This is a genomic window from Streptomyces sp. NPDC057565 (assembly GCF_042801455.1).
Lineage (GTDB): Bacteria > Actinomycetota > Actinomycetes > Streptomycetales > Streptomycetaceae > Streptomyces > Streptomyces yanii.
In genome coordinates this window covers 88,438-107,744 of sequence record NZ_JBHVFU010000007.1, presented here as the reverse complement: position 1 = coordinate 107,744, position 19,307 = coordinate 88,438, and the positions used below count along the sequence as shown (strand labels likewise).

15 protein-coding genes are annotated in these 19,307 nt (G+C 69.8%); 13 read left to right on the top strand and 2 right to left on the bottom strand.

The features are described from left to right. Positions 1–62: 62 nt before the first annotated feature. Together ACFU8W_RS17005 and ACFU8W_RS17000 are read left to right on the top strand one after the other, a co-directional pair. Positions 63–1,073 carry a DUF4349 domain-containing protein gene (locus tag ACFU8W_RS17005; RefSeq protein ID WP_384037351.1) on the top strand — a complete coding sequence of 337 codons (1,011 nt, stop codon included), beginning with the start codon at positions 63–65 and terminating at the stop codon, positions 1,071–1,073. A gap of 47 nt (positions 1,074–1,120) precedes the next feature. After that, positions 1,121–2,500 carry an FAD-dependent oxidoreductase gene (locus ACFU8W_RS17000; protein WP_384037348.1) on the top strand — a complete coding sequence of 460 codons (1,380 nt, stop codon included), beginning with the start codon at positions 1,121–1,123 and terminating at the stop codon, positions 2,498–2,500. Between the two features lie 79 nt (positions 2,501–2,579). Here ACFU8W_RS17000 and ACFU8W_RS16995 read toward each other — a convergent pair whose 3' ends face one another. Beyond that, the gene (locus ACFU8W_RS16995) at positions 2,580–2,765 is read right to left on the bottom strand and encodes a hypothetical protein (RefSeq protein WP_384037345.1); all 186 of its coding nucleotides are present in this window, start codon (positions 2,763–2,765) and stop codon (positions 2,580–2,582) included. Between the two features lie 35 nt (positions 2,766–2,800). Between ACFU8W_RS16995 and ACFU8W_RS16990 the strand changes: the two genes are divergently transcribed. After that, the gene (locus tag ACFU8W_RS16990) at positions 2,801–2,953 is read left to right on the top strand and encodes a hypothetical protein (RefSeq protein WP_384037342.1); all 153 of its coding nucleotides are present in this window, start codon (positions 2,801–2,803) and stop codon (positions 2,951–2,953) included. 72 nt (positions 2,954–3,025) lie between these two features. On the opposite strand, the gene hemE is transcribed toward ACFU8W_RS16990, so the two are convergent. After that, positions 3,026–4,099, bottom strand: coding sequence for a uroporphyrinogen decarboxylase (hemE, locus tag ACFU8W_RS16985; RefSeq protein ID WP_384037339.1), 1,074 nt, complete (start codon positions 4,097–4,099; stop codon positions 3,026–3,028). Positions 4,100–4,190: 91 nt separating this feature from the next. Between hemE and ACFU8W_RS16980 the strand changes: the two genes are divergently transcribed. The 10 genes from ACFU8W_RS16980 to ACFU8W_RS16935 all read left to right on the top strand — a co-directional run bounded on the left by ACFU8W_RS16980 (position 4,191) and on the right by ACFU8W_RS16935 (position 19,267). Then, positions 4,191–4,850 (top strand): DUF3000 domain-containing protein, encoded by a 660-nt coding sequence (locus ACFU8W_RS16980; RefSeq protein WP_345514081.1) that lies wholly within the window; start codon positions 4,191–4,193, stop codon positions 4,848–4,850. A 727-nt stretch (positions 4,851–5,577) separates the two neighbouring features. Beyond that, positions 5,578–6,240, top strand: a complete 663-nt coding sequence (locus ACFU8W_RS16975) for a response regulator transcription factor (protein WP_024488613.1) — start codon at positions 5,578–5,580, stop codon at positions 6,238–6,240. A gap of 118 nt (positions 6,241–6,358) precedes the next feature. Continuing rightward, complete coding sequence (locus tag ACFU8W_RS16970; protein WP_384037336.1) at positions 6,359–7,633, top strand: ribonuclease D; 1,275 nt, start codon at positions 6,359–6,361, stop codon at positions 7,631–7,633. Between the two features lie 288 nt (positions 7,634–7,921). After that, the gene (locus ACFU8W_RS16965) at positions 7,922–9,142 is read left to right on the top strand and encodes a thiolase family protein (protein ID WP_384037334.1); all 1,221 of its coding nucleotides are present in this window, start codon (positions 7,922–7,924) and stop codon (positions 9,140–9,142) included. Next, positions 9,139–11,268, top strand: a complete 2,130-nt coding sequence (locus ACFU8W_RS16960) for a 3-hydroxyacyl-CoA dehydrogenase NAD-binding domain-containing protein (RefSeq protein ID WP_384037331.1) — start codon at positions 9,139–9,141, stop codon at positions 11,266–11,268. Before ACFU8W_RS16965 ends, ACFU8W_RS16960 begins: the two co-directional genes overlap by 4 nt. A gap of 485 nt (positions 11,269–11,753) precedes the next feature. Beyond that, positions 11,754–13,400 (top strand): stealth family protein, encoded by a 1,647-nt coding sequence (locus ACFU8W_RS16955; protein ID WP_384037328.1) that lies wholly within the window; start codon positions 11,754–11,756, stop codon positions 13,398–13,400. Between the two features lie 9 nt (positions 13,401–13,409). Next, the gene (locus ACFU8W_RS16950) at positions 13,410–14,537 is read left to right on the top strand and encodes a DegT/DnrJ/EryC1/StrS family aminotransferase (protein ID WP_384037326.1); all 1,128 of its coding nucleotides are present in this window, start codon (positions 13,410–13,412) and stop codon (positions 14,535–14,537) included. After that, positions 14,534–15,556, top strand: a complete 1,023-nt coding sequence (locus ACFU8W_RS16945; protein ID WP_384037323.1) for a Gfo/Idh/MocA family oxidoreductase — start codon at positions 14,534–14,536, stop codon at positions 15,554–15,556. The genes ACFU8W_RS16950 and ACFU8W_RS16945 overlap by 4 nt, the downstream gene beginning before the upstream one ends. A gap of 94 nt (positions 15,557–15,650) precedes the next feature. Then, positions 15,651–17,288, top strand: a complete 1,638-nt coding sequence (locus ACFU8W_RS16940; protein WP_345514091.1) for a stealth family protein — start codon at positions 15,651–15,653, stop codon at positions 17,286–17,288. Then, positions 17,285–19,267, top strand: coding sequence for a glycosyltransferase (locus tag ACFU8W_RS16935; protein ID WP_384037319.1), 1,983 nt, complete (start codon positions 17,285–17,287; stop codon positions 19,265–19,267). The genes ACFU8W_RS16940 and ACFU8W_RS16935 overlap by 4 nt, the downstream gene beginning before the upstream one ends. The last annotated feature ends 40 nt before the right edge of the window (positions 19,268–19,307 follow it).

The following is a 19,307-nucleotide window of genomic DNA, read 5'->3' as shown; positions in this document are numbered from 1 at the left end:
CCCGCACCCCCGTCTCGCACGTCGAACCGGCACCATCAACCACCCGCCCAGGGGGAGCAGTTATGCAGAGAGCGCGTCATTCGAGCCGTTCGTCCACCCGCCGTCCGCGCGCGGTGCTCGCCGCCGGGATACTTGCCGCGCTGCTCGCGCTGAGCGGCTGCGGCGGCGCCGACGACAGCTCCGACAGCAAGAGCATGGCGGACTCCGCGGACAACAAGGCGGCAGCTCCTGCGGAGCGCGCCGACTCCGCCGGCGGGGAGTCGGACCGGGGTGCCACCGACGGCAGCCCGGCTCGGTCGACCGGGTCCCCCGCGCTGACCACCACCCATGTCATCCGGAAGGCCTCGCTCTCCGTGGAGGTGAAGAGCGTGCCCAAGGCGGCCGCGACGGCCCGTTCGGTCACGGAGGACGCGGGCGGGCTGGTGGCGAACGAGTCCACCGACCGGATCGACGACCTGCGCGAGACGTCGCACCTGGTGCTGCGGGTGCCGCAGGCCGAGTACGACGCCGTGCTGCGGAAGCTGGCGGGCGGCGGAAAGCTGCTGTCCCGTACATCGGAGGCCAAGGACGTCACCGATCAGGTCGTCGACGTGGAGAGCCGGATCACCACCCAGCGGGCGAGCGTCGCCCGGGTCCGGAAACTGATGGACCGGGCCGAGAAGATTGCCGATGTGGTCGCCCTGGAAGGGGAACTGAGCAATCGCCAGGCAGAGCTGGAGTCGCTGCTCGCCCGGCAGGAGTCGCTCAAGGACCGCACCACCCTGGCGACGATCACCCTCGACCTCACCGAGCCGGAGTCCGCTGCGCAGGGCGCGGACGACGACGATCCGGGGTTCGTGGACGCGCTCGGCGGCGGCTGGCACGCGTTCGTGACCATGGTGAAGTGGATCGCGATGGCGGTGGGTGCGGCGGCGCCGTTCCTGGCGGCCGCGGCCGCGCTGCTGCTGCTCTGGCGGCTGGTGCGCACCCGGCCGACCCGGTGGGGCACGCCCCGGGCGGCCGAGCACGCCCCCGTACCGACGGCGGCGCCCGAGCACGCCCCCGTGCCTCCGGAGACTCCGTCCGCTCCCTGAGGGCCGTAGCGTGGGCCCTTCGAACTCGACACTCGAAGGGACCCGGCATGGCAGCGGAGCGACTGGTGGTCATCGGTGGGGACGCGGCGGGCATGTCCGCCGCGTCCCAGGCCCGCAGGCTCAAGGGGCCGGACGAGATGGGCATCGTCGCCTTCGAGCGCGGCCACTTCACCTCGTACTCCGCCTGCGGCATCCCCTACTGGGTCGGCGGGGACGTCGAGCAGCGGGACGACCTCATCGCCCGTACGCCCGAGGAGCACCGGGCCCGCGCCATCGATCTGCGGATGCGCACCGAGGTGACGGAGATCGATGTCGCCGGGCAGCGGGTGCGCGCGCTGGACCGGGAGACCGGCGAGACGTACTGGGCCGGCTTCGACAAGCTGGTGATCGCGACCGGTGCCCGGCCGGTGCGCCCCGCGCTGCCCGGCATGGACGCGGCCGGGGTGCACGGGGTGCAGACCCTGGACGACGGCCAGGCGCTGCTGGACTCCCTGGACCGGGCGCCCGGCCGGCGCGCGGTCGTGGTGGGCGCCGGTTACATCGGTGTCGAGATGGCGGAGGCGCTGCTGAAGCACGGCTTCGAGGTGACGGTCCTCAACCGCGGGGAGCAGCCGATGGCGACGCTCGACCCCGACATGGGGCGCCTGGTCCACGACGCGATGGACGGTCTGGGCATCACGACCGTGAACCGTGCCGGGGTCAGCAAGATCATCACTGGTGCCGACGGCCGGGTCACCGCGGTCGCCACGGAGGAGGGGACCTACCCGGCGGACGTGGTGGTGCTCGGCATCGGCGTCGAACCGGAGACGACGCTGGCCCGCGCGGCCGGCCTCCCGGTCGGCCCGCACGGCGGTCTGCTCACCGATCTGTCGATGCGGGTCGTCGGGCACGACAACATCTGGGCGGGCGGCGACTGCGTCGAGGTTCTCGACCTGGTGGCGGGCCGCACCCGGCATATCGCGCTGGGCACCCACGCCAACAAGCACGGCCAGATCATCGGCTCCAATGCGGGCGGCGGGTACGGGACATTCCCGGGCGTGGTCGGTACGGCGGTCAGCAAGGTCTGCGACCTGGAGATCGCCCGGACGGGGCTGCGGGAGAAGGACGCCCGCGCGGTGGGGCTGCGGTTCGTCACGGCGACGATCGAGTCGACGGGGCGGGCGGGCTACTACCCGGGCGCTCAGCCGATGACGGTGAAGATGCTCGCGGAGTACCGTACGGGCCGGCTGCTCGGCGTACAGATCGTGGGCCGTGAAGGAGCGGCGAAGCGCGTCGACATCGCGGCGGTCGCACTCACCGCGGGGATGACCGTGGACCAGATGACGGCGCTCGACCTGGGATACGCCCCGCCGTTCTCGCCGGTGTGGGACCCGGTCCTGGTGGCGGCACGCAAGACGGTCCAGGCCGTGCGCGCGGCGGGTGTGTAGGGCACTCGCCGTCATCAGGCGGACGGACGATCACCATGGTCATCGGCTGCGACGAAACGAGCACGTTGAATTGAGTCGATCACATGATCCGAAACTCTGCACGCGCGTGCTGCGCCGCCTCACTCGTCATCGCCCCGCTCATCATGAGCACCCCCGCCCACGCCGCGACGTCGTGCACGGTCAACGGCATGCCGACTCCGGGCCCGACCGTGAACGGCACGGCCGGCAGTGACTCGATCCGGTGCTCGTCGGTCGACGCGGGCAACTCGGTCGACGGACGACGGCAGCGACCATCTCTCGGTGAGCGGCTCCGTGGCGCCCGGCAGGCAGGTGCTGGGCGGCGCGCAGAGCGACTTCCTGCAGGTCGCCGTCAACGGTGGCACCGTCGACGGCGGTGCCGGTGCCGACTTCTGCCGGGTGAACTCCGGTGACCCGCCCATCAACGGCCCGTAGCGCCCCCGAACGCACTGCTCACCGCGGAACCCGAGGGTTTCACGGCGAGCAGGGTGCGTTTCGGCGACCGGTTCAGCGGGCCGTCTGCGTGTGGACGTACTCGACGAGCCGGGTCAGTGCGTCCGGGTCGGTCGTCGGCATCACGCCGTGCCCCAGGTTGAAGATGTGACCCTCGAGACCGGCGGCCGCGTCCAGCACCTCACGTGCCTTCGCCTCCACCGTCGCCGTCGGCGCGAACAGCACCGCCGGGTCGAGGTTGCCCTGGAGCGCCTTGCCGGGTCCGACCCGGCGCGCGCCCTCGTCCATCGGGACCCGCCAGTCGACGCCGACGACGTCCGCGCCCGCCTCGCCCATCAGCCCGAGCAGTTCGCCGGTGCCGACACCGAAGTGAATGCGCGGGACACCGTACGGGGCAACCGCGTCGAAGACCTTCGCGGAGGCCGGCATCACGGAGCGACGGTAGTCGGCGGGGGCGAGCGCGCCGACCCAGGAGTCGAAGAGCTGCACGGCCGAGGCGCCCGCCTCGATCTGCACCTTCAGGAACGCACCGGTGATCTCGGCCAGCCGGTCGAGCAGCTCGGCCCAGAGCTCCGGCTCGCCGTACATCATCGCCTTGGTGCGCTCGTGGCTGCGGGACGGGCCGCCCTCCACGAGGTAGCTCGCAAGAGTGAACGGCGCACCGGCGAACCCGATGAGCGGCGTCGACCCGAGTTCCGCGGTGAGCATCCCGATGGCCTCGGTGACGTAGTGGACGTCCTCCGGCGTGAGGTCACGCAGCCGGGCCAGGTCGGCCCGGGTACGGATCGGGTCCGCGATGACCGGACCGATGCCGGGCTTGATGTCGAGGTCGATCCCGATGGCCTTGAGGGGGACGACGATGTCGCTGAAGTAGATCGCCGCGTCGACCTTGTGGCGGCGTACGGGCTGCAGCGTGATCTCCGTGACCAGCTCCGGCATCATGCAGGAGTCGAGCATCGCGATGCCCTCGCGCACCTTCAGGTACTCGGGCAGTGAGCGCCCCGCCTGACGCATGAACCAGACCGGCGTGTGCGGCACGGGCTCACGGCGGCATGCCTTCAGGAATGCCGACTCATGGGTGGCGGAGGTCTTCGTCTGCTGGCCCGAAAGGCTGTGGTTGGCGCTCACGCACAGAATCTTCGCATGAAGCGGTAAGCAGCCGAGTCCCGCAGGGTGTCCCTCCCTGCACGAGGCTCCGGTTCCGCCTACTCTTCCCCGCATGGCTCCGGCTCAGGGACAATTTTCCGAACATTGCGACAGCGCTGACGGCAAGGACAGTGCGGAGGGCAGTTCCGTCCCGCCCGCGTTCCGGTCGGCGGTGGAAGCGTTGCGCTCCGCGCGGCTCCGCCCCGAGCTGGAAGTGGAGCCGACCCGGCCGCCCCAGCGCCTCGCTCCGCACGCATACGCCGTGGAGGCGGCGGTCGTCGACGGCGAGGACGATCTCGCCGACGGCCGCCTCGTGCTGCTGCACGATCCGGCCGGGCATGACGCCTGGCAGGGCACATTCCGGCTGGTGACGCTGGTACGCGCCGAGCTGGAGCCGGAGATGGCGTCCGACCCGCTGCTGCCGGAGGTGTGCTGGTCCTGGCTGACCGGCGCGCTGGAGGCGCGGGGTCTGTTGTTCGGGGAGGCGGGTGGCACGGTCACCCGCGCCGGTTCCCACTACTTCGGGGCACTGGCCGAGCGGCGCCCGGCCACCCAGATCGAGATCCGTGCGTCCTGGACGCCGCGCGAGGGGCGTGGCGGGGTGCCGGACACGGCGGCGCACCTGGCGGCGTGGGGAGATCTGCTGTGCCAGATCGCCGGTCTGCCGCCGTCGGGACCGGCCGACGCGGCGGTGGTGACACTGCCCCAGCGGCGCGGGCCGCAGGCGCCGTAGCGGTGGTTGCGCGGGCGGGCTCCACGGGCCGGCCCCCACGGCCCGGACCGGATGCGCGGGCCGGGCGCGCGGGCCGGATGCGCCATGTGGGTGCGTAGGCCGGATGCGCCATGTGGGTGACCAGGCCGGACGCGGAGGCGGATCCGGCGTACGCCGGTTCCGTATCGCACGGATTCCGTTGTGCCGATTTCCTTCTCGCCGGTCCGGCACCGGATCCAGGACGCAGGTTCGGCGCGTCGGCCGCCGGAAGGGGGTCCAGCACGCCGGTTCGGCACCCCGGCTTCTCACGTCGGCGAGGCCCATCGCTCCGCAGCCGGATCCCGCACGCCCCGTTCCGCCGCCACATCCGCACCCCCGGTCCCGCACGCCCGGTCGCGCCGCCGTACCCGCGGACACCCCCTCCTGCCTGCAGCGTCCCGCCATCGGTGCCGTAACCCGGATCCCGCACGCTCGTCCCGGCCGCCGGAGCACGCGGCACCGGACCGTGCCGCTCGTCCCGGCGGCGGTTCCTGGCCGTGACGGTGCGTCACAGGCTTCGCACAGTTGTCGGCATTATTTTCGTACAATCGATAGCCCGTCCGATTTGCCCGAATTGTTACGCATGAAATCGTGATCTTCCTCTAAAGGAGGACGGGTCTGCTGCCGAAGAGGTCAATGACCCTTCAAGCACGGTTCGCCCCGGCTTCATCCCCGAGCCGGCCCGTCCCGCCACTCCCCAGGAGGCCTGGTGTCCGTTCTCCTAGAGCAGCCCGCAAGCCTGGTCGCCTACCGCCCGAACAAGCCGACGGCCATGGTCGTCGTGGCCGACCCCCGCGTCCGTTCCACCGTCACCCGCCACCTGTGGGCCCTCGGAGTACGTGACGTCATCGAGGCGTCGTCCATCGCGGAGGCCCGTCCCCGCGTCGGCAACCCGCGCGACATCTGTGTTGCCGACGTCCATCTGCCCGACGGTTCCGGGCTGACCCTGTTGTCCGAAACCCGAGCCGCAGGCTGGCCGAACGGCCTCGCCCTCTCGGCCGCCGATGACATCGGCGCCGTACGCAACGCCCTCGCGGGCGGCGTGAAGGGCTATGTCGTCACCGGCACGCGCACCAATATCGGCCACCCGACCCGACCCGGCGTCGCCCCCATCGGCGCCAATGCCGCCCGTATGCACCGCCGGCCCCCCGGCACCCCGAGCCACCCGGGCGGCTACCGCGAACTGTCCGGCCGCGAGGTGGAGGTGCTCCGCCTGGTTGCCGAGGGCCAGTCCAACAAGGCCATCGGCGTCTCCATGGGGCTCTCCGCCCTGACGGTCAAGAGCCACCTCGCCCGCATCGCCCGCAAGCTCGGCACCGGTGACCGCGCCGGAATGGTCGCCGTAGCCCTGCGCACGGGCATCATCCACTGACCCCCACACGCCGGCCGGCGTGTACCGAGATACGGACCCGGCTGGTTTACATTCATCGGCGCCCGTCGACGGAACGTTCCGTCGACGGGCGCCGTACATACACAGATACCCTTGACACGTGACCGACGCCCAAGAGACCGCAGCAGACACTTCACTGCGAACCACCGGGGGCGCTCCCCCGGACGACGTCGCCCCGGCGCCGATCCCCTTGCTCGAACCTCGCGAGGGCATTCCCCCGGTGGTGGCCTCCGACGACGCCCTCGCCCGGGTGGTCGCGGCCTTCGCCGCGGGCACCGGCCCCGTCGCCGTCGATGCCGAGCGCGCCTCCGGCTACCGCTACGGCCAGCGCGCCTATCTCGTGCAGCTGCGCCGTGACGGTGCGGGCAGCACGCTGATCGACCCGGTCGGCTGCCCCGACCTGTCGTCGCTCGGCGAAGCACTGCACGGCAGCGAGTGGATCCTGCACGCCGCCACCCAGGACCTGCCCTGCCTGCGCGAAATAGGGATGACCCCCACCGGGCTCTTCGACACGGAGCTCGCCGGGCGGCTTGCCGGATTCCCGCGGGTCGGCCTCGGCGCGATGGTCGAGAGCGTGCTCGGCTACGCGCTGGAGAAGGGGCACTCCGCCGTCGACTGGTCCACCCGCCCGCTGCCCGATCCCTGGCTCCGCTACGCCGCGCTCGATGTCGAGCTGCTGATCGATCTGCGCAACGCCCTGGAGGGGGAGCTCGACCGTCAGGGCAAGCTGGAGTGGGCACAGGAGGAGTTCGACGCGATCGCGGCGGCGCCCCCTGCTCCCCCGCGCAAGGACCCGTGGCGCCGCACGTCCGGCATGCACAAGGTGCGCCGTCGCCGCCAGATGGCGGTCGTACGGGAGCTGTGGAACGCCCGCGACCAGGTCGCGCAGCGCCGCGACATCTCGCCCGGCAAGGTGCTCGGCGACGCGGCGATCGTCGAAGCGGCCCTCTCGCTGCCGGCCAATGTCCAGGCCCTGACCGCCCTGCCCGGCTTCGGCCACCGGATGGGACGGCGTCAGCTGGAGCAGTGGCAGGCGGCCATCGAGCGGGCCAAGGCGCTGCCCGAAGCCGAGCTCCCTCAGCCGGGCCAGCCTCTCGCGGGCCCGCCGCCGCCGCGTTCCTGGGCGGACAAGGACCCGGCGGCCGCCGCCCGGCTGTCGGCGGCCCGCGCCGCGGTGTCGGAGCTCGCCGAGCGGCTGCACATGCCGCAGGAGAACCTGATCACGCCGGACACGGTGCGCCGCGTCTGCTGGGAGCCGCCGAAGAGTCCGACGCCGGGTGCGGTCGAGGACGTGCTCACCTCGTACGGGGCGCGGCGCTGGCAGGTCGAACAGGTGGCGCCGCTGCTGGTCCGCGCGCTGGCCGAAGCCGCCTGAGCGTTTTCCCGAGGTCGAATTCGGGCCAGGTTGTGCGGCCCGCGGCCGCGCCGTCTCGCCGATCGCCGGGCGGGCTCATCGCGAGCCCGCCCGGCGATCGGCGTTTCCGGCCCGTCCGGCGACGGAGGGTGAAACGACCGCGCGCCCGCCCCTCCCGCATGTGACCTTCGCCGCTCCCGCCGTGGGGGGTGGGCAGTCTGGTTACTCACAAGTAGCATGAGGGGGTGCGGCACGCCTCCGGGGCGTGCTCCGCAGCAGTGCCATCCCGCACCCTGGAGGAGAGCCATCGTGCCTCGTACCATCCGGGACGTCGTCTTCGTCGACGGCGTCCGCACCCCGTTCGGCAAGGCGGGCCCGAAGGGCATCTACCACGAGACCCGCGCCGACGATCTCGTCGTGAAGGCCATCCGGGAGCTGCTGCGCCGCAACCCGGACCTGGACCCCGCCCGTATCGACGAGGTCGCCATCGCCGCGACCACGCAGATCGGCGACCAGGGCCTGACGCTGGGCCGGACCGCCGGAATCCTGGCCGGTCTGCCGCAGTCGGTGCCCGGCTACTCCATCGACCGCATGTGTGCGGGCGCCCTGACCGCCGTCACGTCGACGGCCGGTTCGATCGCCTTCGGCGCGTACGACGTCGTCGTCGCCGGTGGTGTCGAGCACATGGGCCGCCACCCGATGGGCGAGGGCGTGGACCCGAACCCGCGCTTCGTGTCGGAGAAGCTGGTCGACGAGTCCGCCCTCTTCATGGGGATGACCGCGGAGAACCTGCACGACCGGTACCCGCAGATCACCAAGCTCCGCGCCGACGAGTACGCGGTCCGCTCGCAGGAGAAGGCCGCCAAGGCGTACGCCAACGGCAAGATCCAGCAGGACCTGGTGCCGGTCTCCGTGCGCCGCACCAACGCCGAGGCCGGCGAGACGGGCTGGGGCCTGGTCACCGCCGACGAGCCGATGCGTCCGGGCACCACGCTGGAGTCCCTGGCCGGTCTGAAGACGCCGTTCCGTGCGCACGGCCGCGTCACCGCGGGTAACGCCGCCGGTCTCAACGATGGCGCCACCGCCTCGCTGCTCGCCGCCGAGGACGTCGCCCGCGAGCTCGGCCTCCCGGTCAAGATGCGCCTCGTCTCGTACGCCTTCGCGGGCGTCGAGCCTGAGGTCATGGGCTACGGCCCGATCCCGTCGACCGAGAAGGCCCTCGCCAAGGCCGGTCTGTCGATCGGTGACATCGGTCTCTTCGAGATCAACGAGGCGTTCGCCGTCCAGGTGCTCGCCTTCCTCGACCACTACGGCATCGCCGACGACGACGCGCGCGTCAACCAGTACGGCGGCGCCATCGCCTACGGTCACCCGCTGGCCTCCTCGGGTGTGCGTCTGATGACGCAGCTGGCCCGCCAGTTCGAGGAGCAGCCGAACGTCCGCTACGGCCTGACCACCATGTGCGTCGGCTTCGGCATGGGCGCGACGGTCATCTGGGAGAACCCGAACTTCGACGGAGGCAACAAGTGAGTTCCACCACTGAGCTTCTGAAGGGCGCAGCCGAGCTGTTCCCGGGTGAGGTCGTCACGCAGGCGCACGTACGCCACCTCGACCTCCCGGCGGGTGCGGGCAGGTTCGCCCTCATCACGCTGGACAACGGCCTGGACCACACCAAGCCGACGACCTTCGGGCCGCAGTCGCTGGCGAACCTGAACGCCGCCGTCGACCAGGTCGAGAAGGAAGCCGCCGAAGGCGCGATCACCGGTATCGGTATCACCGGCAAGCCGTTCATCTTCGCGGTCGGCGCCGACCTCAAGGGCGTCGAGCTGCTGAAGAACCACGACGACGCGCTCGCCATCGGCAAGGGCGGCCACGACGTGTTCCGCCGCCTCTCCGGTCTCGCGGTCCCGACGTTCGCGTACTACAACGGCGCGGCGATGGGCGGCGGTGTCGAGGTCGGTCTGCACTGCTCGTACCGCACCGTCTCCAAGGCGCTGCCCGCGTTCTCGCTGCCCGAGGTCTTCCTCGGTCTGGTCCCCGGCTGGGGCGGCTGCGCCCTGCTGCCTAACCTGATCGGTGCCGACCGCGCTGTCTCGGTGATCATCGAGAACTCGCTGAACCAGAACCGTCAGCTCAAGGGCAAGCAGGTCTTCGAGCTCGGGATCGCCGACGCCCTCTTCGAGGGTGCGGACTTCCTGGAGCAGTCGCTGATCTGGACCGCGAACGTGCTGAACGGCACGGTCACGGTGGAGCGCCCCGAGATCGACCGCGGCGACGCCTGGGACCAGGCCGTCGCCCGTGGCAAGGCCATCGCCGACTCCAAGGTGCACGGCGCCGCTCCGGCCGCGTACCGCGCGCTGGAGATCATCGCCGCGGCGAAGGACGGTGACCTGAGCGCCGGCTTCGACGCCGAGGACCAGGCCCTCGCCGACCTGATCATGGGCGGCGAGCTGCGCTCCGGGATCTACGCCTTCAACCTGGTCCAGAAGCGTGCCAAGCGCCCGGCCGGTGCCCCGGACAAGTCCCTGGCCCGCCCGGTCACCAAGGTCGGCGTCGTCGGCGCCGGTCTGATGGCCTCGCAGCTGGCGCTGCTGTTCCTGCGCCGCCTGGAGGTGCCGGTCGTCCTGACCGACATCGACCAGGAGCGCGTCGACAAGGGTGTGGGCTATGTCCACGCCGAGATCGAGAAGCTGCTCGGCAAGGGCCGGATCAACCAGGACAAGGCCAACCGCCTCAAGGCCCTGGTCACCGGTGTGCTGGACAAGGCCGAGGGCTTCTCCGACGCCGACTTCATCATCGAGGCCGTCTTCGAGGAGATCGGCGTCAAGCAGCAGGTGTTCGCGGAGGTCGAGGCGGTCGCCCCGGCGCACGCGATCCTCGCCACCAACACCTCGTCCCTCTCGGTCACCGAGATGGCCTCGAAGCTGCAGCACCCTGAGCGGGTCGTCGGCTTCCACTTCTTCAACCCGGTCGCGATCCTCCCGCTGCTGGAGATCGTCCGCGGCGAGCAGACCGACGACGCCTCGCTGGCCACGGCGTTCGGTGTGGCACGGAAGCTGAAGAAGACCGCGGTGCTGGTGAAGGACGCCCCGGCGTTCGTCGTCAACCGCATCCTCACCCGCTTCATGGGCGAGATCCAGAACGTCATCGACGAGGGCACCCCGGTCGATGTCGCCGAGAGGGCCATCGAACCCCTCGGTCTGCCGATGTCCCCGCTGGTGCTCCTGGAGCTGGTCGGCCCGGCCATCGGTCTGCATGTCTCCGAGACCCTGAACCGCGCCTTCCCGGAGCGTTTCACCGTCTCCGAGAACCTCGCGGCGGTCGTCAAGGCCGGCAAGCGCGGCTTCTACGTGTATGACTCGGGCAGGCCGGAGCTGGACCCGGAGGTCGCCGCGCTCCTCAAGCAGGGCGATGTCGTCCTGTCCGAGGAGCAGGTCCGCGACCGCGTCCTGGACGCGGTGGCGCAGGAGATCGGTCTGATGCTGGACGAGGGCGTCGTCGCCGAGGCCCAGGACATCGACCTCTGCCTGATCACCGGTGCGGGCTGGCCCTTCCACCTGGGCGGCATCACGCCGTACCTGGACCGTGAGGGCGTCTCGGAGCGGGTGAACGGCAAGAAGTTCCTGGCGCAGGGCGTGGCGAGCGTTCCGGCATAACACGTCCGCACGCATCTGACGCACCTTCACAAAAAGCGGACAAGAGCCGCCATGGCGGGCCATGCGATTTTGTCGCATGGCCCGCTTTTGGGCATCAAAAGTCCGAAACGTAGCCGGATCGGAATCTTTTATTGTCGACTTCAACCTTACTTTCTTGTTAATCTTCACCTCTATGACATGCTGGTTTCACTCGGCTGCACTGAACGGTGGATGCACCACCCCCACACTCCGCCGGACCGAGCGAACCAGCGCGTCGCTGTCACAGGTACTGGTTGCTCGCCGAGAGGCCGAGCGGGGGGACACGAGGTAATCGAGCGATGGGCAACCCCGAGACGTCTACGCTCGTGCGCCTCTACCGGCGCCTGCTTCCGCACGCATTGCGGCAGCGGATGGTAAGGATCTTCCCGGCGGACAGCCGACTGCTCCTGCAGCACGCGTTGGCAGGCCTGGGTAGCGCATGGCGAGGCCTGCGCAAGCACGTGAGCGTGCGCCTCAGCAAGCGACTCCGTCGCGACGCGCGTCGTACCGGCATGCGGCTCGTCTGGTCCGGGCGCAAGGTCCGCGCGGCCGAGGTCACCGAGGGCCTCACACCTTCCGTCGCCCGCGCCACCAACCTCCTGCGCGTCTGCGACGTTCTGGAGCGGCACGGCATTCCGTACTTCTGTGTGCGCAGCAATTCCGTCACCATGACCGCCGTCGCGGTCCCCGCGCGCGAACGCGCCCGGGCGGAGCGGGCTCTGCGAGTGAGTGCGCTCGCCGAGGGTGCACTGCTCGCGGGCGGCACAACGGGGGGACGCCCGCTGCACGCCGATCAGCGGGGCTCCTGGTCGCAACTCGGCGAAGAATCGATTCTGCGCATCTGGTGGCTGCTCACCGACCCCACGGGACATTGGACGCTTGGTCCCAATCACGCCTGCGTCATCGAATTCTGGGCCGAGCAGGGCGGGCTGCTCATCGCCCCCGTGCCCAATCTCACAGCCACGGCTGTCGTCGCCGCCGAGAATCCCGTACAGGTACCGGTCAGCCACTTCACCGGCCCGATCAGCGGCGCGGTGGGCGCCCTGCCTCAGGTGGACACCCGTTCGGAGTTCACTCTCTCCCTCCCGGACGAGGTCACCTTCCCGGTGGACGCCGTCTACACCTGGGTCGACGGGGCCGACCCGGAGTGGATCCGCCGTCGGGCCAACGCGCTGGGCCAAACCGACTACCACGAGCAAGCCATCAGTGCCGCCCGCTTCACCAGCCGCGACGAACTGCGTTACTCCCTGCGTTCACTCCACCAGTTCGCCCCCTGGCTGCGCACCATTTACCTGGTCACGGACGGGCAGGTGCCGGCCTGGCTGAACAGCGCCCATCCCGGCATCAAGGTCGTCCACCACCGCGACATCTTCACCGACCCGACCGCGCTGCCGACTTTCAACTCGCACGCCATCGAGAGCCAGCTGCACCACATTCCCGGACTCTCCGACCACTTCCTGTACTTCAACGACGACGTCTTCCTCGGCCGCAGCGTCAGGCCGGGCGAGTTCTTCCACGCCAACGGGCTCTCGAAGTACTTCCCCTCGAACGCGCTGGTCCCCATGACACCGCCCTCGCCGGAGGACCCTCCGTCGGAAATCGCCGCGAAGAACAACCGCGTCGTCATCGCCGGGACGTTCGACCGGGTGCTGACCCAGAAGATGAAGCACGTGCCGCACTCGCTGCGCCGCGACATCCTCCAGGAGATCGAGGAGCGGTACGCGGCCGAGCACCGGCTGACGCAGCACTCGCACTTCCGCAGCCCCAGTGACCTGTCGATCACCTCCTCGCTGCACCACTACTACGGGCAGCAGACGAGCCGTTCCGTGACGGGAAAGATCCGCTACACCTACCTGGATCTGGCCGCGCCCAACACCGGGCGGCACCTCAACCGCTTGCTCGCCCAGCGCGATTACCACACGTTCTGCATCAACGACACGGTCGACGACCCCGATACGGCGGAAGCCCGCACGGCGATGCTCAAGAACTTCCTGGAGAGCTACTTCCCCGTACCCAGCCCCTACGAACAACCCGGACCGGGCTCCTCGCGGCCTCCTGCAAACCAGGTCGACGCCTACCGGTCCGCGCAGCACCCAGCACCCCGACCTTTGTGAAGTGGAACGATGACTAATGACCAGCGCATGATCCGCGCAGCAGCTCCGGTGATCGGAGAGGACGAGATCGAGGCCGCCGTGCGCGTACTGCGCAGCGGCATGGTCGCCCAGGGGCCCGAGGTAGCTGCCTTCGAGGAGGAGTTCTCGAAGTTCGTCGACGGCCGGCACTGCGTCGCCGTCAACTCCGGGACCAGTGCGCTGCACCTGTCGCTGATGGCGCTCGGTATCGGTCCCGGCGACGAAGTGATCGTTCCTTCCTTCACCTTCGCCGCCACCGCCAACGCTGTCCGCCTCGTCGGCGCGACCCCGGTCTTCGCGGACATCGAGCCCGACAGCTTCTGCCTCTCCCCGCAGGCCGCCGAGGCCGCGATCACTCCGCGCACTGCAGCGATCATGCCCGTGCACCTCTATGGGCACCCGGCGGCAATGGGTCCGCTCACCGCGCTGGCCGAGCGACACGGTCTCGCGATCGTCGAGGACGCTGCACAGGCCCACGCCGCCTCCCTGGACGGAACACCGGTGGGCGCGTTCGGTGCGGCCGCCTGCTTCAGCTTCTACCCGACCAAGAACATGCACAGCCTCGAGGGCGGCATGGTCACCACCGGCGACGCCAACGTCGCCCGGACGCTGCGCCTCCTGCGCAACCAGGGCATGGAGCAGCGGTACGCCAACGAAATCGTCGGCTTCAACGTCCGGATGACCGATGTCGCCGCGGCGATCGGCCGCGTACAACTGCGCAGCCTGGACACGTGGACGCAGCAGCGCCGCGCCAACGCGGCTGCGCTCGACGCCGGTCTGCGCGGGGTCGTCACGCCGCCGGTTGCCGAGGGGGCGGAGCATGTCTACCACCAGTACACGATCCGGGTGAGTGCCGCGAGCGGCAAGGACCGAGACACTGTCTCCCGCGAGCTTCAGGAACGGGGCATCGGCAACGCTGTCTACTACCCCACCCCGGTGCACCGTCTGGCACCGTTCCAGACCGGCGAGAAGGTCCTCGGCTACGCAGCCGGGGATCTGCCCGAGACCGAGCGGGCCGCAGCGGAGGCTCTCTCCATTCCCGTCCACCCGATGCTCACGCCGCAGGAGCTCGAACGTCTGACGGCCACCGTCAACGAGGTCGTGGGGGTCCTGGCATGAGCACGCAGAATCCGCTGCGGGCCGGGCTGATCGGTCTCGGCTCCATGGGCCGCAATCACGCCCGCGTCCTGCAGGCCCTCGATGGCGTCGAACTCGTCGCCGTGGCGGACCCGGTGGCCGCCGCGGACAGCGCCCCCGCAGGCGTGCCCGTCGTGCGCTCGGTGACGGAGCTCATGGACCTGGGGATCGACTACGCGGTCGTCGCCTGCCCCACAGCCCTGCACGAGGAGGTCGCACTCGGCCTGGCCGAACGCGGCATCCACGCCCTCATCGAGAAGCCGATCGCGCCCTCGGTGGAGTCGGCCGAGACGATCAGCCGAGCCTTCGACGAGCGTGGCCTGGTGGCCGGCGTCGGCCACATCGAGCGCTTCAACCCCGCCCTTCGTGAACTGCGTACGCGCCTGGATCTCGGTGAACTCGGCGATGTCTACCAGGTGGTGACGCGCCGCCAGGGACCGTTCCCAGCCCGCATCGCGGACGTCGGCGTGGTGTACGACCTGGCCACCCACGACATCGACCTGACCGCCTGGCTCACCAACAGCCGTTACGAGTCCGTGAGTTCTGCAACGGTGTCGCGCAGTGGCCGGGCGCACGAGGACATGGTGGCCTTCGTCGGGCATCTCTCCAACGGCGTGGTCACCAGCCACCTCGTCAACTGGCTGTCCCCGCTCAAGGAGCGGGTCACCATCGTGACGGGTGAGCACGGCTGCTTCGTGGCCGACACTCTCACCGCCGACCTCTGGTTCTACGCAAATGGCTCGCAGCCCACCGAGTGGGAGGGACTGCGGCAGTTCCGGGGCGTTTCCGAGGGCGATGTGACGCGATACGCGATCGTCAAGCGCGAACCGCTGCTGGTCGAGCACGAGAGTTTCCGTGACGCCGTGCTCGGCAAGGAAGCCGACATCGTGACGTTGGAGCAAGCCACCGGGACTGTCGCCGTTGCCGAGGCCGTACTCGCCGCGGCCGCGGGCAGGACCGCGATCGATCTGACGCCCGGCCAGCCGCTGGCCACCGTCTGACCCGTCCGGTGCTCGGGGTCCTGCCCCGCAGGGCCCCGGGCCCGACGGAGTCGTTCCGGCGTCTTGAGGACGCACTGATGTACTGGAGTATTCGGTGATCCACCCGATCAATGCCGCGGTCGAACATCCGCAGCGCCCCTTGGCACCGGGCCTGCACGAAATCCCCGTGGGCATGCACCGCCGCCTGGCGCACGTGCAGCCCGGCCTCACACCGCTCGCGGTCCGCGCCCAGCACCTCCAGCTGGTGTCCGCGGCGCTGACGCGGGCCGGCGTCGAGCACTTCGTGGTGCCCGGAACCGAGGACACCTCGTCCGCAATCGGTGTCCGGGACACCCAGAGGGGCCGGGTCGCCCAGACGATGCGGTCGCTCTTCAACGCGAGCCCCGGGTACATCCAGCGCAAAGTGCCCGTCCAGCGCACCAGTGAGTTGCTGCACCTCGGCTCCCGTGAGGCGTCCTGGCAGGGGCTGGAGACCGTCGACGTGCTGCGCGCAGTCTGGTTCCAGGCCGACCCGTCGGGCGATCTGGTGTACGGCACCGAGTACGGCTGCGACATCGAGTTCTGGCGGGAGGAGGAAGGGCGGTTGCTTCCGCCGCGGATCAACCGGGGCGCGAGCTTCCTCCCCGTGCACGGTGAGATGACCCTTGTCTCACCCCACCGCTTCTCCCGCCTCGCGCCCCCGGAGGCGGAGGTCTTGCACAAGCAGCGCCGCTGGGGCCGGAAGCCGGCGCGTATCGGGCTGCCCACTCGCCAGGAGTTCGTCTGCACCGGTGCCGACGAGATCACCTTCCCCATCGACGTCGTCTACACCTGGGTGGACAGCGACGACCCGGCCTGGCAGCGCCGCCGCGCCGAGGCGTCCGGGGACGTCTTCCACGAGGAATCGGCGAGCGCCGGTCGCTACATCAACCGTGACGAGCTGCTCTACTCGATGCGCTCGCTGCACATGTACGCCCCCTGGGTGCGGCACATCTTCCTGGTCACCGACGATCAGGTTCCGCACTGGCTCAATGAGGCCGCAGAGGGCATCACCGTGGTCTCGCACCGGGAGATCTTCCGCGAGACCAGTCGGCTTCCGGTCTTCAACTCCCACGCGATCAGCGCCCAGTTGCATCGCGTTCCGGGGCTTTCGGAGCACTTCATCCACTTCAACGACGATGTGTTCGTCGGCCGGCCGATCACTCCGCACGAGTTCTTCCTGCCCAACGGGGCCTCGAAGTACTACCCGGACACCGTCCGTATCCCCATGGGTCCTGTCCAGCCGGAGGACCTGCCGCACGAGGTGGCCCGCAAGAACGTCCGGGCTCTGCTCGAGGACCGGTTCGGCCGCACCATCATCGACGCGATGAAGCACACCCCCGTGCCGCTGCGACGCAGTGTCCTGGAGGAGATGGAGCGGGAGTTCGCGGAGGTGTTCCGGGCGACCGCGGCCGCGCGATTCCGCAGCCGGACCGATATCGACGTCGGCACCTGCATGTATCCGTACTACTCCTACTTCACGGGGCGCGGAGTGCCCGACACCATTCCGTACGCCTATCTTCATCTCTCCATGGTCCAGCTCTCCAAGAAACTGGACCGATTGCTCAAACGCCGGGACGCGGCCGTCTTCTGCGTGAACGATTCCTTCACCACCGAGGACGATGTGGCCGATCAGGAAGCACTGATCCACCCCTTCTTCGAAGCGTACTTTCCGCTTCCGAGTCCGTACGAGAAGTCCACAGCGTCGCGATGAAGATCGAATTCCTGATTCAGAACGCCTATGCCGCGGACGGCTCCACCCGCGCCGTGCTCAATCTCGCGGGCGCCCTCGCCGATACGCACGAGGTCCGGATCGTCTCGGTGTTCCGCTGGCTCGACCGGGCTGCCATCGCACCCGCCCACGGGGTGAAGGTCGTCTCGCTGCTCGATCTGCGTGAGGGCCGTCGTCCCGACAAACAGGACATCCGCAGGCTCACTCCGTCCCGGATCATTCCGCGTACGCAGGAGATGTCCTGGCGCTACAGCCAGCTGACGGACGACAAGGTCGAGGAGTACCTGTCCTCCACCCAGGCCCAGGTGGTGGTCGGCACCAGCCTCGAGCTGGCCGCCTACGTCGCACGCTGGGGCCGGCCTCGAGCGCTGCGCCTGGGCCAGCTGCACCAGCTGAGCACCGTGCTGTCCCCTCAGGAGCAGAGCCGCGCCTGGGCGGGGCTCGGCCGACTCGACGCGGTCGTGGTGCCCAGTGCCGACGAGGCCGAGGCGGTGACCAGGGCGGGGCTGCCGGGTGATATCGCGGTCTACGCACATCCCGACTGCGTACCCGATCCCCGGGTTCGTCCCGCCGACGGGCGTTCCCGAGTGGTGATGGCGGCCGGACGCCTTGTTCCGGAGAAGCGCTTCGACCTGCTCATCCAGGCATTCGCGCAGGTCGCGGGAGTTCGCCCCGACTGGCAGCTGCGGATCTTCGGGACCGGTCCGGAGTACGGCCAGCTCCGGGCCCTGATCGCCGAACTGGACATGTACAACCACGTGTTCCTGATGATGGAGGAACCACGGCTGGAGGCCCAATGGGCCGCGGCCGCCATCGCCGCCGGGACATCGGACCGGGAGTCCTTCGGCCTGTCGCTCGCCGAGGCCATGCGCTGCGGGCTGCCCGTCGTCTCCACCGCCTGCCCCGGCGGGCCGCAGGAGATCGTCCGTCACGAGGTCAACGGTCTGCTCACCCCGGTGGGCGACGTCGACGCCTTTGCCGCCGCGCTACTGCGCCTGATCGATGACGAACCGGCACGCGTCGCGCTGGGTCGCCAGGCGCGGGAGGATGCCCGTGCCTACGGTCCGGAGGTCTCCGCGGGACGGTTCGAGAGCGTCATCAGAATGGCCCGCCGGACTCGCCGTGAGGGCCGACCCGCTGCCGAGGTCTCCGTCTCCTGTGCGGTGGATCGGAGCGGGCTGATCAACCTGCGCCTGGAGGGCGTGCGCGAGGGCCGCAACGACCTCGAACTGGTGCTGCACAAGCGGAAGGCGGCACGCGACGAACGGCCCGTCAGGATCCCGCTGCTGCCGGCCGAAGGGCCGTTCCCGCATCTGTACGAGGCGCTCGTTCCGTCGGATCCCGGGGTTCTTGCCGAAGGCCGCTGGGACGTCCATCTGGACACCGGCGACGGCAAGCCGGCAAAGGTCCGGCCGGGCACCCTGGATCTGCGTGGCTTCGGTCCGGTGGCCACCGGACCCGCCTACACCGTTGTGCAGCTTCCCTACGCCACCGAGAGCGGCCATCTCGCGCTGCGTACGTGGACCCGTGACCGGCACGCCGAGGCGACCGAGGTCTGGGTCGACGGGGGAGTCATGCATCTGCGGGGACTGCTCTACGGCTCCGACTTCGGTTCTGCGGAGCCTCTGCTGCTGATGCGCAGGCGCGGTGTCGAGGAATCGGGCTTCTGGCTGCCCGGCGTCTCCTCGGGCGGCGCCGACTTCGCTTTCTCGCTGCCCGCGTCCGATCTGGCCGAGCATCTGGTGTCCCGGCACGAGTTGTGGGACCTGTGGGTGGGGCTGCGCCACGACCCTGTCGTTGCGCGACTGGGCCGCTTTCTGACGGACGTGGTGGACGTGAAGAGCGTGTTCGCTTACCCCACCATGGTGGTGCCCACCGGCGAAGGCCAGCCGGTCATGGTGAAGCCGTACTACACGGCCGGCACCGAACTGTCGGTCCGGGTCTCCGAGAAGGCCGATTGACGGCGGCGCGTGAACATGACTCGCACATCGGGCGTACAGG